Origin of the sequence: Legionella tunisiensis, assembly GCF_000308315.1 — a bacterium.
GTDB classification, from domain to species: domain Bacteria; phylum Pseudomonadota; class Gammaproteobacteria; order Legionellales; family Legionellaceae; genus Tatlockia; species Tatlockia tunisiensis.
The window spans coordinates 1-1,354 of the sequence record NZ_CALJ01000053.1 but is presented as its reverse complement, the minus strand read 5'-3'; the positions used below and the strand labels follow the sequence as shown (position 1 = coordinate 1,354).

Genomic DNA, 1,354 nt, shown 5'->3' with positions numbered 1-1,354 from the left:
GCAACAACAACGCCTTGTCCCTGTCCGCTCATAACATGAGTTCCCATGAAAGCCATATTTTCCTATCTGTAACCAAAGTTTCTTTGGGTAACCTTTCTGTTGTTTTGATTATGGGTTCAGATTCACCAGTTAAGGTTGCCTCATTCATCATGAGATCTACTACCGTTGTGAGTCGGATATCAGCAGGGACAATAGTCCCGGCACTCAATAACACGCAATCACCCGGAACAAGCTTTTTCACATCAATGACTTGTTCCAGTCCATTACGGACTATTCGGCATTTTGTGGTAAGCATGCTTTTTAAATTTTTAATCGCTGTTTGAGCTTTCCATTCCTGGATAAATCCTAATAAACCATTGAAAAGAACAATAGCAAGAATCACCATCGCATCGACCATATCGCCTAGAAAGAAAGAGAGAAGTGTTGCTAATAGGAGAACCAGAATTAAGATATTGGTGAACTGACGTACCAATATGATATACCAGCGTGAAGATTCAACATCCTTTATTTCATTGACATCAAAATTTTTTAGGTTGTTTTGCAAATACATTTTTTGTTTCTTCGATAGTTAATGCATGCCATTGCTTCATATTTTTCCTAGGGCCATCTTTTATAAAAGCCTCTTTAATATAGATGTCAGTGAATAGCCGTTTTGCCTGACATCTATTCATAGCAAGCTAAAAAGATTAATCTATAACATTGATTAAATGATGATAACAGCAGCTCCAGTAAAACGAGTATAAAAGATGTGTTAACGCTTTATTTGATTAATTTTAAATCAATTGAGCTTTACTTAATTACTTAAAATAGACTATAATGCTGGTAGCCTCTGCAATCTACGAAGTCTTAATTCCACTTAGGATATCACCTTAACAGGTATAGTGGGTAGCGGGGTTGTTATTTTGCTTTTTTACTCTTCCCATTATCCATATTAAAATCTGATGGAACAAAGAGCCAGTGACGGTAAGGGTCATTCCATATATTGATTAAGGAGTCCCTGCAACTTGTTGATGTTCCAATATTGAATCCTGGATAAATTTTTCGTACGTGGCTATTTATGTGTTTATAAGCCTTTTCCTTTGCAATGTATATGAAAATCAAATTAAACAATCTTTAATCGATAAGGGATTTCTTCTTAATAAAGAAACCGGTTGGTTCGATAAATTGACTTAGACCCCCGAGAGAGTTGTCCTGTCGGATAACAGAGATTCCTAGATGGTTTTCCTGACTCATCGTCCAACCACGTGGGTAGGGGGAGTGGCTTAGCAAGATCTTTTACAAAGAATTTTGTCCAATCCCGATTGGTGGGATCGGACAAAGTGCTGAAATGTGTTGATTGTACGCGGTAAAATTA

1 protein-coding gene is annotated in these 1,354 nt (G+C 37.0%); it reads right to left on the bottom strand.

All coding sequences use genetic code 11. From position 1 onward, the window contains the following. Window positions 1-28: 28 nt before the first annotated feature. Complete coding sequence (locus tag BN58_RS03925; protein WP_026069240.1) at window positions 29-550, bottom strand: HAD-IC family P-type ATPase; 522 nt, start codon at window positions 548-550, stop codon at window positions 29-31. Between the last annotated feature and the right edge of the window lie 804 nt (window positions 551-1,354).